Raw genomic sequence first — 13,419 nt, 5'->3', positions numbered from 1 at the left:
CCCGACGCGACTAATAACTACCATGTTCAATCATCTGACCTCGCTCAAGCGTCAGGTATCGCTGGCAAAACTCCATGCCCTCTTTGACTTCGTGAGTCACGAGAATCAAAGCCATTCCGTCCTCTTGCATACACCGAATGCGCTCGTGGCACTTGCGCTTGAACTCTTCATCACCCACGGCAAGGACCTCATCAGCCAGTAACGTCTGTGGCTCTACATGGACGGCCACGGAAAACCCAAGCCTCATGTACATGCCCGATGAATAGTTTTTTACCGGCGTATCAATGAAGTTTCCCAACCCCGAGAAATCAACGATCTCGTTAAAGCGAGAACGTATTTCCTTGTTATTCAATCCGAACAGGCTGGCATTCAGGTAAATATTTTCTTCACCCGTCAGTTCAGGATGAAAACCCACACCGATTTCGATAAGAGGTGCTACGCGACCGACCGTTGTCAAACGCCCGCTGGTAGGAATAAGAATTCGCGAAACCAGTTGCAATAACGTGCTTTTACCTGAACCATTGTGCCCCACGAGCGCCAGTGATTCCCCTTTGCACAAGGTGAACGAAACATCACTTACAGCGGTAAAATTCTCGATGCGCTCACGGTGCCGGGCCTCAAACAGACTCAGAAACTTTTGCTTCAAGCCCCCTCTGTTGTGGCGAAGAACGAACTGTTTGGTGAGATGTTCTGCCTTGATCACGACATTGCTCATAAGTACTCCACCACGCGATCCACTTTTCTGAACATGGCGAGCCCTATCAGAAGCGATGCGGCCCCCAGCAGCACGCACAGCACAAGATCACGGGTATCCGGAACGACGCCGGCATGCAGAATGCTGCTGAAGCTGTTGAAGTACAGGGCGACGGGGTTATAAGCCGCGATGCTGGCGATGCCGTCAGGCAGCGAAGAGCTGACCCATACAATTGGTGTCAACCAGAACAACAGCGGTAAAAATACGTCGATAAAGTGTCTGGCATCCCGCACGGTTATCTGAATGACACTAAGCGTCAGACCCACGCCCATGATCAGGGACATGAACGCCAGCAGCACAATCGGATAAAAAAGCATGGCACGTGTAAAAACACCGCCCAGCAGGGTAAACAGTGACATATACACTACCATGCAGCCCAACCAGAATACGCCTATCGCCAGCGCCCCGGATATTGGCAACAGTATCCGCGGAAAACGTAGTTTCCGAATGAGATTTCCATTATTGATGAGCCATTCACCACTTTGTGAAACTATTTGCGTCAAGAGCATCCAGTGAACGATGCCTGTCACCAGATGAAGCGCGAAACGATCCTGACTGCTTGGCAGGAGATAAGTAAAAACAGTGTAGTAGGTGAGTGTAACGACCAGCGGATTACCCAGCGACCACACAAAACCCAGTGTAGCGCCCATGTAGCGTATCTTTATTTCCTTGGAAACCAGATTAATGACCAGATCACGCCACTTGGTGATGCCTGTACTGCAAAATGACGACATACTTTTGTCCAGCCTTTAAGAGAAAGCTTTGTAACTTTACGCAGCTCCCACATATTCCCTCTTTTTGGTGAGAGACAGCTATAGGACAACGCCTTGATTATTGTAGGAATATTCCACAAACTCCTGATCCAGCAAAATACCTCTGCCAGCGATCATCCTTGAACAAGCGAGGCTCCCCATGACTGATACCCCTTACACCCCGCCAAAGGTCTGGCAGCATGAAGCGCCATCGGGCGGCAAGTTCGCCAGTACCAACCGACCCGTGGCCGGCCCTACGCATGAAAAGCAATTGCCCGTCGGCAAGCACCCGCTGCAGCTTTACTCGCTGGCCACGCCGAACGGTGTGAAGGTCACGATCATGCTGGAGGAACTGCTGGCGCTTGGGCACAGCGGTGCTGAGTACGATGCCTGGCTGATCCGCATCTCCGAGGGCGATCAGTTTTCCAGCGGGTTTGTCGAGATCAATCCCAATTCCAAGATCCCGGCATTGCTGGACCGCAGCCATGAGAAGCCGGTGCGGGTGTTCGAGTCCGGTTCGATCTTGCTGTACCTGGCAGAAAAGTTTTCCAGTTTTCTGCCAGCCGATCCGGCGGGGCGTACAGAGACGCTGAACTGGCTGTTCTGGCAGATGGGCGCTGCGCCGTATCTGGGCGGCGGGTTCGGGCATTTTTATGCTTACGCGCCCGAGAAGCTCGAATACCCCATCAATCGCTTTGCCATGGAGGCCAAGCGTCAACTGGATGTGCTGGACCGTCGCCTTGCCGAACACCGCTATCTGGCCGGCGACACCTACACAATCGCCGACATCGCGGTCTGGCCCTGGTACGGCGCATTGGTGCAGAACAAGGTTTATTCGGCGGCCGAGTTTCTGTCGGTACACGAATATCCGAACGTGATCCGCTGGACGGAAGAAATCGCAGCACGCCCGGCAGTAGTAAAAGGCCAGAAGGTCAATCGCACCTGGGGCGAGGAAGCGGATCAGGTCCCAGAGCGGCATGACGCGTCTGATCTGGATAAGTGAGGCGTAAGTCAAGGTCTCCGCAAACAGAAACCTGATGTCACAAACCCAGCTGAAAATCTGGATCTACCAGGAGTAATCCGCACGTAAAGTAGCCGCCCTCATTGACTGTTCAAGGACGCGCTCACGTGAATCCAGGAATTATCCACCTGACCCTTACTCTGCCTGCCGGGTTGCCACGCAATGGAGTACTTGCAGTATGAGTACTCCTGACGCACCGCCAGCTCCGGTCAACGATCGCTTTGATGAAGTGCTCGCAATGATTCAGGGCGCTCGGCAGCAAGCTGCACAAGCCGTCAACACCCGTCTGATCGAACTCTACTGGCAAGTCGGCGCTTATATCAGCCGCAAGATTGAAAACGCCGAGTGGGGTGACGCGGTGGTCAGCCAGCTTGCCGAGCATCTGGCCAAGACCCAGCCGGGGCTGCGCGGTTTTACGCGTAGTAATCTGTTTCGTATGCGTCAGTTCTATGAAATTTACCGCGCTGAAGAGAAAGTCGCGCCACTGGTGCGACAATTATCCTGGTCCCACAATCTGATCATTTTCAGCCAGAGCAAACGCCCTGAAGAGCGTGAGTTCTACTTAAAAATGGCGAGCCAGGAAAAGTGGTCAAAGCGCGAACTGGAACGCCAGTTCAAGACTGCCTTGTTCGAGCGCACTGTCACCCAGCCCGCCAAAGCCTCGGCCATACTCAGGGAAACCCGACCGGCCGCACTGGATGTGTTCCGCGACGCCTACATGGTGGAATTTCTGGAGCTGCCTGTGGGCCATGCCGAAGCGGACCTGCATCGCGGGTTGCTGCAGCGCCTGAGGGACTTTCTGATCGAGCTGGGCCGTGACTTCTGTTTTGTCGGCTCCGAGTACCCGGTACAGGTGGGTGGCCAGGATTTCGCGCTGGACCTGCTGTTTTTCCATCGTGGCCTCAACTGCCTTGTGGCCATCGAACTCAAGGTAGGACGCTTTGAGCCAGAATACCTGGGCAAGCTGAACTTCTATCTGGAAGCACTGGACCAGACTGAGCGCAAACCCCATGAAAACCCGGCCATTGGCGTGCTGCTGTGCGCCAGCAAAAACGATGAGGTGGTCGAATACGCGCTGAACCGTTCGTTATCGCCTGCGCTGATAGCCGAATACCAGACCCGATTGCCGGACCGACAATTGTTGCAAGCCAAGCTGCATGAGTTCTATGCCCTGGACATCGCGAAGGACGATCAGTAATACCTGACAACCGCACGGATGCATTACGCTTGCCAGATAACGCCGTCACTTTCCGGAGCCCTACATGCCGCACAGCAAAGACCCTCGCGCCCACACTGCCCTGTCGCAACGCGGCCGTAGCGCAAGTAGCGGGCCGGGGCTGGCGGTCAATCCGCCGGTGGTGCGCATCAGCACCGTGCTGTTCGACAGCCTGGACAGCTTGCGCGAAGCCGAGATGCGCACCAAAGGGCCGGAGCGTTCGCTGACTTACGGTGCGAATGGCAACCCGACGGCGTTTGCCTTGCAGGATCTGGTCTCCGAACTTGAAGGCGCTCACGGCACCTGCCTTTACCCGACAGGGCTTGCCGCCGTCGCGCAGATGTTTCAATCTTTTTTGCGCCCCGGCGATCATGTACTGCTCACCGAATCGGTCTATGGCCCGGTGCGACGACTGGCGAACACCCTGCTGAAGGCGTTCGACATTCAATTCGACTTCTATGCCGCCGATGGCAGTGACGTGGAATCCATGATCAAAGCCAACACACGGATGATCTACGCTGAAGTACCGGGCTCGCTGACCTTTGATATGTGCGACCTGCCCGCCCTGTCGCAACTGTGCAAAGCGAAAAATCTGCTGCTGGCTGTGGATAACTCCTGGGGCTCCGGGGTGTTGTACAAGCCTCTTGAGCTGGGTGCGGACATTTCGCTGATGGCGCTGACCAAGTACGTGGCCGGGCATTCGGATGTGATGATGGGCAGCGTCAGCACCACCGAAAACCACTGGCAAACCCTCAAGACCATGAATACCGCCGTAGGCAATACCGTCAGCCCCGATGATGCCTATCTGGTGCTGCGCGGCGCACGCAGTCTGGCCGCGCGCATGGCCATGCACGAACGGCATGCGATGCAGGTGGCACAATGGCTACAGGGCCAGCCTCAGGTCGCTCGCGTGCTTTATCCCGCGTTGCCGGATGATCCGGGCCACGCGATCTGGAAGCGCGACTTTCATGGTTGCAACGGCCTGCTCAGCTTCGAATTCAAAACGGCTGATCGGCAGGTGCTGGATCGCTTTGTCAGTGCATTGAAGTTGTTCGGGATCGGCTATTCCTGGGGCGGTTTTGAAAGCCTGGTCACCGAGATCGAACAGCACGGCCCCGACCGGGGCGCAGGCCCGATGCTGCGCTTGCAGATTGGCCTCGAAAGCCCGGAAGATCTGATCGCCGACCTGCAGAACGGGTTTGCCGCGGGTTGATCCTGCCAGCCACTGCAATGACACAGATCCATCGCCTTGATTTGCCCCAGGGCCGCCGCTCTGCTAGTGTCGCGCGGTTTAACCTCTACCGGAAATGCCCCCATGGCCCGCAAGAAAGCTGCACTGGATTTCGAACAGTCCCTCGCTGATCTGCAAGCGCTGGTAGAGCGCCTGGAGAATGGCGAATTGTCTCTGGAAGACTCTCTGACCGCCTTCGAGCAAGGTGTACGCCTGACCCGCGATTGCCAGAGTGCCCTCACCCAGGCCGAGCAGAAGGTTCAGGTACTGCTGGAACGCGACGGTGAGCTGACCGAAGAGCCGTTCGACGATGCGGAACTCCCCGAATGATCGCGAGCTATCAGGCGCAAAGCCAGGTTCGCGTAAACGCTGCGCTTGAGGGTCTGTTTCAGGCACCGAGCCCTGAGCTGACGCGCCTCTATAAAGCCATGCGCTACAGCGTGATGAACGGCGGCAAGCGCGTGCGTCCATTGCTCGCCTATGCGGCCTGCGAAGCGTTGGGTGGTGTGGCCGAAGACGCCAACGGTGCGGCCTGCGCGGTTGAGCTGATCCATGCCTATTCGCTGGTACACGACGATTTGCCAGCAATGGACGATGACGATCTGCGTCGCGGCCAGCCCACCACACACAAGGCATTCGATGAAGCCTGCGCGATCCTCGCCGGCGACGGCCTGCAAAGCCTGGCGTTCACCGCCCTGCTCGCCCCGCACCTCACTTCACGCGATGCCGAGACCCGTTTGCAGATGGTCAGCACATTGGCTACCGCCGCTGGCCCTGCGGGAATGGTGGGCGGGCAGGCGATTGATCTGGGCTCGGTAGGGCTGAAGCTGGATCAGGCCGCGCTGGAATACATGCATCGCCACAAGACCGGTGCGCTGATCGAAGCCAGCGTCAGGCTTGGCGCGCTGGCCAGCGGGCAGTCGGATCAGACCCGGCTGGATGCCTTGCAGGTTTATGCGCGCGCAATCGGTCTGGCCTTTCAGGTCCAGGACGACATTCTCGACGTCGAAAGCGATACCGCAACGCTTGGCAAACGCCAAGGCGCGGATATAGCGCGTGACAAGCCGACCTACCCCGCGCTGATCGGGCTGGAAGCGGCCAAGGGCTATGCCCTGGAATTGCGCGATCAGGCACTGGACGCTCTGGCTGACTTCGGCACCACGGCCGAGCCATTACGCGAGCTGGCGCGCTACATCGTGGAACGCCGCCACTGAAGCCCTGAACGGAACCGGAATTACGGTGAATCAACCCGGGTTCATCAGGTCTCAGTCACCAAGCGTGTGAGCAGACGGACTATCCGCCGACTCACTTCATGGGCAGCGTGCGATGCATAAGGTAAACTGCCGCCTCTTTTACTTATAACGATTCGCCTGATGCCCACGACGTTCAAAGACATCCCCCGCGAGCGCCCGGTTACTCCGCTGCTCGACCGTGCTGACACACCGGAAGGCCTGCGCCGTCTGGGTGAAGCCGAGCTGGAAACCCTGGCCGATGAACTGCGCCTGGAATTGCTGTATTCCGTTGGCCAGACCGGCGGGCATTTCGGTGCCGGCCTTGGGGTCATCGAGCTGACCATTGCCCTGCATTACGTGTTCGATACGCCAGACGATCGTCTGGTGTGGGACGTGGGTCACCAGGCATATCCGCACAAAATCCTGACCGGCCGTCGTGCGCGCATGTCCACGCTGCGTCAGAAGGACGGTGTTGCCGCTTTCCCGCGCCGTAGCGAGAGTGAATACGACACCTTTGGCGTCGGCCATTCCAGCACGTCGATCAGTGCTGCGCTGGGCATGGCGATTGCCTCGCGCCTGCAAGGCAGCGAGCGTAAATCCATCGCGGTCATCGGCGACGGCGCGCTGACTGCCGGCATGGCGTTCGAGGCGCTGAACCACGCGCCGGAAGTGGCGGCCAACATGCTGGTCATTCTCAATGACAACGACATGTCGATCTCGCGCAACGTCGGCGGGCTGTCGAACTATCTGGCCAAGATTCTTTCCAGCCGCACATATACCAGCATGCGTGAAGGCAGCAAGAAGGTGCTCTCGCGCCTGCCGGGTGCGTGGGAAATCGCGCGGCGCACCGAAGAGTACGCCAAGGGCATGCTGGTCCCCGGTACGCTTTTCGAAGAGCTGGGCTGGAATTACATTGGCCCTATCGACGGCCACGATCTGCCGACGCTCATCGCCACGTTGCGCAACATGCGTGATTTGAAAGGCCCGCAGTTTTTGCACGTTGTGACCAAGAAAGGCAAGGGCTTCGCTCCGGCAGAAGTCGACCCGATTGGCTACCACGCAATCACCAAGCTTGAACCAGTGAATGCGCCGGTCAATGTTCAGAAGAAAGTCAGTGCGCCGAAGTATTCCGGCGTGTTCGGCCAGTGGATCTGCGACATGGCTGAAGCCGACGCTCGACTGGTGGGCATTACGCCTGCCATGAAGGAAGGCTCGGATCTGGTGGCGTTCAGCGAGCGCTTCCCCGAGCGCTACTTCGACGTCGCCATCGCCGAACAGCACGCTGTGACACTGGCGGCGGGTATGGCGTGCGAAGGCAGCAAGCCGGTTGTCGCGATCTACTCGACCTTCCTGCAACGTGGTTACGACCAATTGGTGCATGACGTCGCGGTGCAGAACCTCGACGTGCTGTTCGCCATCGACCGCGCCGGCCTGGTCGGCGAAGACGGCCCGACTCACGCGGGCAGCTTCGATCTGTCTTTCCTGCGCTGCATCCCTGGCATCGTTGTGATGACACCGAGTGATGAAAACGAGCTGCGCAAGTTGCTCAGCACCGGCTACCGGCACAACGGACCTGCGGCAGTGCGCTACCCGCGTGGCACAGGCCCGAATGCGCTGATTGATGCCGACCTCGACCCGGTCGAAATCGGCAAGGGCGTCGTGCGTCGACAAGGCCAGGGTATTGCGATACTGGTGTTCGGTGTGCAACTGACCGAGGCCATGGTGGTTGCCGAGAAGCTGGATGCGACCGTTATCGACATGCGCTTCGTCAAACCGCTGGACGAGACACTGGTGCGCGAAGCAGCCGCTAATCACGAACTGCTGGTCACCCTGGAAGAGAATGCAGTGATGGGCGGTGCCGGTGCGGCGGTCAGCGAGTTTCTGGCCCGCGCCAACATCCTCAAGTCAGTGCTGCACCTGGGCTTGCCGGACGTTTATGTCGAGCATGCCAAACCCGCACAGATGCTGGCCGAATGCGGGCTGAATGCAGAAGGGATTGAAGCAGCGATCAATGAGCGATTGGTGTTGATTGGCTGATACGCCCGCACACCTCTCGGCCCTCACCGCCCAGCCGTCATCGTTACATACAAGTTCTGGAGAGCCCGGAAGACAGGGCTTTCAGGCTTCTGCCCGACGGGCGTGCCCCCGCACCCTCAGCGTCAGGCTGTCGGAAGCCGATACAGGTACAGCAGCACCACGCTGGAAAACGCCAGCAGGCAGACGGGTAGCGGGTGCAGGCCGAACAGCACAGCGACAGCGGCGATCCAGGCGGGGAGCCCGGCAGCGAGAAAGGCAAAACGACGGACTGCGGCGAGTTTGATCCAGGCCGCAGGCTCTTCAGGCGTATCGATTGAGGCCTGAGTGGCTGCCAATGCGCGCTTGTAAGCCCCGAACGGCTTCACGCTGACGAACATCGAGCCGATACCGGCGATGAACAGCGGCATTGCCAGTACTGGAATGAGCGGTTCACTGGAGCCGAAAAACAGACAGACCACCAACAATGGCGCCAGGGTCAGCCCCAGTTGGCGCCACCATGCCATTTCCAGCTTTTGACGGACCTCACTGCGCGTCACGCCGGACCGACCTCGCTTTGATGCTCATTGCCCATCATGTGTCCCAGCTTGCCGGCCTTGGTTGCCAGGTAAAGTCGATTGTGCGGGTTCTGCCCGGTGTGCAACGGCACTCGCTCGGCGACCTTGATGCCCATGTCGGTCAGCGCTTTGACCTTGCGCGGGTTGTTGGTCATCAGGCGCAGCGACTGAACGCCCAGATGCTGAAGCATCGGCAGGCAGATCGCGTAATCACGTTGATCGGCAGCAAAGCCCAGACGCTCATTGGCCTCGACGGTATCGGCACCACCGTCCTGTAGCTCATAGGCGCGGATCTTGTTCATCAGGCCAATACCGCGCCCTTCCTGACGCAGATACAGCAATACGCCGCGCCCTTCGGTGGCGATGGCGCGCAGAGCGGCTTCAAGCTGGGAGCCGCAATCGCAACGCTGGCTGAACAGCGCGTCGCCTGTCAGGCATTCGGAATGCACACGACCAAGAACCGGTGCGCCATCGGCGACGTCACCCAGACTCAGGACAACATGTTCACGGCCGGTTGCCGACTCGATAAAGCCGTGCATGGCAAATTCTGCAAAGGGTGTAGGCAGCTTGGAAGCGGCAACAAATACGACGGGCACCGGGTGCTCCTGATCAGTATGAAGGCTGGAAATTCGCAAGATCTGCATTGTAACAGCAGGTTCTTACGGACGCTCAGCGCGAATTCTCGGGCATTTAGATCATAAAGTTCGATGCATAGACTTTAGCTGTCCTTGCACGCCGCGCTGCCGAAATGCTGATAGCCGCGCGTATCGGGCGTGATGTCGTTACCGGCACTGTCGAGCAAGACCACGCCCTGCCCCGCCTCTGCCCGTCCGATCACCTGCACGGGCCAGCCAGCAGCCTGCAAACCGGGCAGCTGTGCGGATGGCAAGGTGAACGCCAGAATGTAATCGTCACCACCACTCAGCGCTGCTTGCCGGGCGGCCTGCAGACCAAGCAGCGCCAGCAGCGGCTCCGATATCGGCAACCTGTCGCATTCGATCAACAGACGCACACCCGAAGCGCGGGCGATATGCCCGCAGTCCGCGAGCAGACCGTCGGAGATATCCAGCGCCGATGTAGCCCTGCCGCGCAAGGCCTGACCCAGCGCTAACTGCGGTTGTGGCGACCAGTAGCGGGCCAGCAACGGCTGGGCAATCGAAGCCTCGGCGCTGCGCTGATTCAATACCAGTGGCAATGCTCCAGCAGCGTCGCCGAGCGCGCCGCCGACACACAGCAGATCGCCTTCGCGAGCGCCGCTGCGGGTCAGGGCAAGCCCGGTGGGCACACTGCCAAACACTGTCATCGTCAGGCTAAGCGGACCACGCGTGGTATCACCGCCGATCAGGCGCAGCGCACAGCCTTGCGCCATCTGGTTCAGACCACGCGCGAATGCCTGCAGCCAGTCGGCATCGACGTGCGGCAGGGTCAAGGCAAGGGTAAAGGCAATCGGGCGAGCGCCCATGGCCGCCAGATCACTGGCAGACACTGCCAGGGCACGCTGGCCGAGCAGAAAAGGGTCGCAGATATCGGGAAAATGCACCCCGGCAACCAGGGTGTCGGTCGAGATCGCCAACTGCTCGCCGGGCGGTAACGCCAGCAGCGCGCAGTCGTCGCCGATCCCCAGTGCAACGTCTTCGCCCGCCTGCGCGCAGGGCGCAGTGGCGAAGTAATTGCGGATCAGCTCGAACTCTCCCATGAAGGTCAGGCGCGAATCAGCGCTTGTGGGCCTTCACTTCGACTTCACGCAGGCGCGGTGCCAGCTTGTCCAGCACACCATTGACGAACTTGTGGCCGTCAGTGGAGCCGTAGACTTTCGCCAGCTCAATGCCTTCGTTGATCACCACGCGATAAGGCACGTCGATGCGCTTGAGCAGTTCGAAGGTGGACAGGCGCAGTACCGCCAGCTCGATCGGGTCGAGTTCTTCGATGGTCAGATCAAGGCAAGGTGCCAGAGCAGCGTCGATCTCGGTCTGGTTGGTCGCCACACCGTGCAGCAGCTCACGGAAGTAGGTGCCGTCGACGTTGCTGAAATCGTTGTCGACACGAAACTGCGCTTCGATTTCGTTCAGCGCGTGGCCAGCCATGTGCCGTTGGTACAGGGCCTGAGTTGCCATCTGCCGTGCTTCGCGACGTTTGGCGCTCTTGCCTTTGGCGATTTCCGGCGCTTTGGCGTCGCGTGGGTTGAACTGGTCGGTATCGTCGGAAATCACTTGGCCTCCAACTGCGACAGCAGGCTGACCATTTCGATGGCGGACAGCGCAGCTTCAGCGCCCTTGTTACCGGCTTTGGTGCCGGAACGCTCGATGGCCTGTTCGATAGAATCGACCGTCAACACACCGAAAGCGACTGGAATGCCGAACTCCATGGACACCTGGGACAAGCCTTTGACGCACTCGCCTGCCACGTATTCGAAGTGCGGGGTACCGCCACGAATCACCGCGCCCAGCGCGACGATCGCCGAAAACTCGCTGCGCTGAGCGACTTTCTGCACAACCAGGGGAATCTCGAAAGCACCCGGCGCGCGGATGATGGTGATGTCGCTTTCGCTGACGCCGTGGCGTACCAGCGCATCAACGGCACCGCTAACCAGGCTTTCCACGACGAAGCTGTTGAAACGGCCAACCACCAGAGCGTAGCGGCCCTGGGGAGCGATGAAAGTACCTTCGATGGTCTTCAAGGTCATTCGGTGAGTCTCGTATTAAAGAGCAAGCCCGCCTTCAGGCGGACTTTGAGGGATAGTAGGCCACGAATCGCAACCGTCAGACCGAAACCTGCGAAAAACCGTCTTCCGCACGCGCCAACCTGCCGGTATTTATTCGGAGGGCACGTATTCTACAACTTCCAGATCGAAACCGGATATCGCATTGAACTTCATCGGTGAACTCATCAGGCGCATTTTGCGCACACCGAGGTCACGAAGGATCTGCGAACCGGCGCCGACCGTGCTGTAAGTGGTCGGCGTCTTGATCGGTTGTTGCCCGGCGGTTTCCCGGATGTGGGCCAGCAACACATCGCCATCCAGCGGGTGACCCAGCAACAGCACCACGCCACTGCCCGCCTCGCTGACCGCGCGCATTGCGGCGCGCAGGCTCCAGCGGCCGGGCTGCTTGACCATCAGCAGGTCGCGCAGCGGGTCCATGTTATGGACGCGAACGAGGGTGGGTTCTTCTGCGCAGATCTTGCCCAGGGTCAGTGCCAGATGCACATCGCCCTCGACCGAATCGCGATAAGTCACCAGGTTGAAACTGCCCAGTTCGCTGTCCATCGGCTGCTCGGCAATCCGCTGAACGGTACGTTCGTGGATCATCCGGTAGTGAATCAGGTCGGCGATGGTGCCGATCTTGATGTCGTGTTGCTGGGCAAATGCTTCAAGTTCGGCGCGACGCGACATGGTGCCGTCGTCGTTCATGACTTCGCAGATCAGGCCCGACGGCTCGAAACCGGCCATGCGTGCCAGATCACACGCTGCTTCGGTGTGACCGGCGCGTGCCAAGGTGCCACCCGCCTGAGCCATCAACGGGAAAATGTGCCCCGGGCTGACGATATCTTCGGCTTTGGCGTCCTTGGCGGCGGCGGCCTGCACGGTGCGTGCACGGTCGGCTGCCGAGATACCGGTGGTCACGCCTTCGGCAGCTTCGATGGAAACGGTGAACTTGGTGCCGAAACCTGAACCGTTGCGCGGCGCCATCAGGGGCAGCTTGAGGGTTTCGCAGCGCTCGCGAGTCATCGGCATGCAGATCAGACCACGGGCAAAACGCGCCATGAAGTTGATGTGCTCGGGCTTCACGCACTCGGCGGCCATGATCAGGTCGCCTTCGTTCTCGCGGTCTTCGTCATCCATGAGGATGACCATCTTGCCTTGGCGAATGTCTTCAACCAGTTCTTCGATACTGTTGAGCGCCACACGGCACCCCCTTGATTCAGGATTTCAGGTAGCCGTTCTCGGCCAGAAAGCTTTCGGTGATCGTGCCGTGGCCCGGCTCTGCAGCCTTGTCGCCCAGTAACAGACGCTCCAGATAACGCGCCAGCAGATCGACTTCCAGATTGACCTTACGGCCCGGCTGGTAGTCGGCCATGATGGTTTCGCTCCAGGTATGCGGCACGATGGTCAGCTCGAACTCTGCACCGTTGACCGAGTTGACGGTCAGGCTGGTGCCGTCGACCGTGATCGAGCCTTTGTGGGCGATGTATTTGGCCAGTTCACGGGGCGCACGCACCGTGAACTGAATGGCGCGGGCGTTCTCGGCACGGGAGACGATTTCGCCTACACCGTCGACATGCCCGCTGACCAGATGGCCACCCAGACGGGTGGTCGGCGTCAGGGCCTTTTCCAGATTGACCCGGCTGCCGCTCTTCAGATCGACAAAGGCAGTAACCGTCAGGGTTTCCCGGCTGACATCCGCCCAAAAGCCGTCGCCAGGCAGCTCGACAGCGGTCAGGCACACGCCATTCACGGCAATGCTGTCACCGAGTTTGACGTCGCTCAGGTCGAGCTTGCCGGTTTCCACGTAAACGCGGACGTCGCCACCCTTGGGAGTCAGGGCGCGGATGCTGCCGATTGATTCGATAATGCCGGTAAACATGGGTCCTCCGGGAGAACAGGGGCTGCGCGCTAGGCGAAG

The 13,419-nt window shown here is 59.2% G+C and carries 15 protein-coding genes; 6 read left to right on the top strand and 9 right to left on the bottom strand.

What is annotated here, in order from left to right; translation table 11 throughout:
- Positions 1-10 precede the first annotated feature (10 nt).
- Positions 11-715, bottom strand: coding sequence for an ABC transporter ATP-binding protein (locus I9H07_RS03035; RefSeq protein ID WP_024675302.1), 705 nt, complete (start codon positions 713-715; stop codon positions 11-13).
- The gene (locus I9H07_RS03030; protein ID WP_024675303.1) at positions 712-1,488 is read right to left on the bottom strand and encodes an ABC transporter permease; all 777 of its coding nucleotides are present in this window, start codon (positions 1,486-1,488) and stop codon (positions 712-714) included. Before I9H07_RS03030 ends, I9H07_RS03035 begins: the two co-directional genes overlap by 4 nt.
- A 178-nt stretch (positions 1,489-1,666) precedes the next feature.
- Between I9H07_RS03030 and yghU the strand changes: the two genes are divergently transcribed.
- From yghU to dxs, 6 genes are all read left to right on the top strand, one after another.
- The gene (gene yghU, locus I9H07_RS03025; protein WP_024675304.1) at positions 1,667-2,509 is read left to right on the top strand and encodes a glutathione-dependent disulfide-bond oxidoreductase; all 843 of its coding nucleotides are present in this window, start codon (positions 1,667-1,669) and stop codon (positions 2,507-2,509) included.
- A gap of 196 nt (positions 2,510-2,705) precedes the next feature.
- Positions 2,706-3,725, top strand: coding sequence for a PDDEXK nuclease domain-containing protein (locus tag I9H07_RS03020; protein WP_236424503.1), 1,020 nt, complete (start codon positions 2,706-2,708; stop codon positions 3,723-3,725).
- 64 nt (positions 3,726-3,789) lie between these two features.
- On the top strand, positions 3,790-4,956 hold the full coding sequence (gene metC, locus I9H07_RS03015) for a cystathionine beta-lyase (RefSeq protein ID WP_058824039.1): 1,167 nt from the start codon (positions 3,790-3,792) through the stop codon (positions 4,954-4,956).
- Between the two features lie 102 nt (positions 4,957-5,058).
- On the top strand, positions 5,059-5,304 hold the full coding sequence (locus tag I9H07_RS03010; RefSeq protein ID WP_003379121.1) for an exodeoxyribonuclease VII small subunit: 246 nt from the start codon (positions 5,059-5,061) through the stop codon (positions 5,302-5,304).
- A complete protein-coding gene (locus I9H07_RS03005; RefSeq protein ID WP_058391968.1) occupies positions 5,301-6,188 on the top strand; it encodes a polyprenyl synthetase family protein in 888 nt (295 codons plus the stop codon). Before I9H07_RS03010 ends, I9H07_RS03005 begins: the two co-directional genes overlap by 4 nt.
- A 159-nt stretch (positions 6,189-6,347) precedes the next feature.
- A complete protein-coding gene (dxs, locus tag I9H07_RS03000; protein ID WP_236424505.1) occupies positions 6,348-8,243 on the top strand; it encodes a 1-deoxy-D-xylulose-5-phosphate synthase in 1,896 nt (631 codons plus the stop codon).
- A 122-nt stretch (positions 8,244-8,365) separates the two neighbouring features.
- On the opposite strand, the gene I9H07_RS02995 is transcribed toward dxs, so the two are convergent.
- From I9H07_RS02995 to I9H07_RS02965, 7 genes are all read right to left on the bottom strand, one after another.
- The gene (locus tag I9H07_RS02995; RefSeq protein ID WP_024675309.1) at positions 8,366-8,779 is read right to left on the bottom strand and encodes a hypothetical protein; all 414 of its coding nucleotides are present in this window, start codon (positions 8,777-8,779) and stop codon (positions 8,366-8,368) included.
- Entirely contained in the window at positions 8,776-9,393 is a 618-nt protein-coding gene (gene ribA, locus I9H07_RS02990) for a GTP cyclohydrolase II (RefSeq protein WP_024675310.1), read from the bottom strand. The genes I9H07_RS02995 and ribA overlap by 4 nt, the downstream gene beginning before the upstream one ends.
- 122 nt (positions 9,394-9,515) lie before the next feature.
- Positions 9,516-10,493 carry a thiamine-phosphate kinase gene (thiL, locus tag I9H07_RS02985; protein WP_058391970.1) on the bottom strand — a complete coding sequence of 326 codons (978 nt, stop codon included), beginning with the start codon at positions 10,491-10,493 and terminating at the stop codon, positions 9,516-9,518.
- Between the two features lie 16 nt (positions 10,494-10,509).
- Positions 10,510-11,007, bottom strand: a complete 498-nt coding sequence (gene nusB, locus I9H07_RS02980) for a transcription antitermination factor NusB (RefSeq protein WP_024646174.1) — start codon at positions 11,005-11,007, stop codon at positions 10,510-10,512.
- On the bottom strand, positions 11,004-11,480 hold the full coding sequence (gene ribH, locus I9H07_RS02975) for a 6,7-dimethyl-8-ribityllumazine synthase (RefSeq protein WP_024646173.1): 477 nt from the start codon (positions 11,478-11,480) through the stop codon (positions 11,004-11,006). Before ribH ends, nusB begins: the two co-directional genes overlap by 4 nt.
- A gap of 129 nt (positions 11,481-11,609) precedes the next feature.
- Positions 11,610-12,701, bottom strand: coding sequence for a bifunctional 3,4-dihydroxy-2-butanone-4-phosphate synthase/GTP cyclohydrolase II (ribBA, locus tag I9H07_RS02970; protein WP_024675312.1), 1,092 nt, complete (start codon positions 12,699-12,701; stop codon positions 11,610-11,612).
- 16 nt (positions 12,702-12,717) lie between these two features.
- The gene (locus I9H07_RS02965; RefSeq protein WP_007250874.1) at positions 12,718-13,380 is read right to left on the bottom strand and encodes a riboflavin synthase; all 663 of its coding nucleotides are present in this window, start codon (positions 13,378-13,380) and stop codon (positions 12,718-12,720) included.
- Positions 13,381-13,419 lie beyond the last annotated feature (39 nt).

Source organism: Pseudomonas syringae (assembly GCF_023278085.1).
Taxonomy (GTDB): Bacteria; Pseudomonadota; Gammaproteobacteria; order Pseudomonadales; family Pseudomonadaceae; genus Aquipseudomonas; species Aquipseudomonas syringae_Q.
This window is presented reverse-complemented; position numbering and strand designations above follow the sequence as displayed.

Bases quoted from the DNA above. Each gene is read 5' to 3' on its own strand.
- yghU (WP_024675304.1), top strand. From the start codon at position 1,667: ATGACTGATACCCCTTACACCCCGCCAAAGGTCTGGCAGCATGAAGCG.
- dxs (WP_236424505.1), top strand. From the start codon at position 6,348: ATGCCCACGACGTTCAAAGACATCCCCCGCGAGCGCCCGGTTACTCCG.
- I9H07_RS03030 (WP_024675303.1), bottom strand. From the start codon at position 1,488: ATGTCGTCATTTTGCAGTACAGGCATCACCAAGTGGCGTGATCTGGTC.
- I9H07_RS03010 (WP_003379121.1), top strand. From the start codon at position 5,059: ATGGCCCGCAAGAAAGCTGCACTGGATTTCGAACAGTCCCTCGCTGAT.
- ribH (WP_024646173.1), bottom strand. From the start codon at position 11,480: ATGACCTTGAAGACCATCGAAGGTACTTTCATCGCTCCCCAGGGCCGC.
- I9H07_RS03035 (WP_024675302.1), bottom strand. From the start codon at position 715: ATGAGCAATGTCGTGATCAAGGCAGAACATCTCACCAAACAGTTCGTT.
- I9H07_RS02965 (WP_007250874.1), bottom strand. From the start codon at position 13,380: ATGTTTACCGGCATTATCGAATCAATCGGCAGCATCCGCGCCCTGACT.
- I9H07_RS03005 (WP_058391968.1), top strand. From the start codon at position 5,301: ATGATCGCGAGCTATCAGGCGCAAAGCCAGGTTCGCGTAAACGCTGCG.
- thiL (WP_058391970.1), bottom strand. From the start codon at position 10,493: ATGGGAGAGTTCGAGCTGATCCGCAATTACTTCGCCACTGCGCCCTGC.
- metC (WP_058824039.1), top strand. From the start codon at position 3,790: ATGCCGCACAGCAAAGACCCTCGCGCCCACACTGCCCTGTCGCAACGC.
- I9H07_RS03020 (WP_236424503.1), top strand. From the start codon at position 2,706: ATGAGTACTCCTGACGCACCGCCAGCTCCGGTCAACGATCGCTTTGAT.